General features: G+C 62.1%; 1 pseudogene. It reads left to right on the top strand.

What is annotated here, in order from left to right:
* Positions 1–269: pseudogene (locus A3730_RS08210) on the top strand (phosphate ABC transporter permease subunit PstC); the annotation flags it as partial.

The following is a 269-nucleotide window of genomic DNA, read 5'->3' as shown; positions in this document are numbered from 1 at the left end:
GGTGGTAGTCATTGTGTTGTGCATGTTCGGCGGTGCCTGGGCCTGGCTGAAAGTGTCACCACAACTGCGTGCCCGCCAGCAGGTAGAGCGTGTGCTGCAGACGCTGTTCATGCTCTGCGCCACGGTGGCCATTCTTACCACCGTGGGCATCGTCATGTCGGTGCTGTTCGAATCCATCCGCTTCTTCGGCAAGGTGCCGGTGACGGACTTCCTGTTCGGGTTGCAGTGGAGCCCGCAGACTGCCCTGCGCGCTGACCAGGTGGCATCCG

It is taken from the genome of Alcanivorax sp. HI0044 (assembly GCF_001634945.1).
The sequence above is the reverse complement of the archived record's forward strand: the minus strand, read 5'-3'. Positions and strand labels throughout refer to the sequence as shown.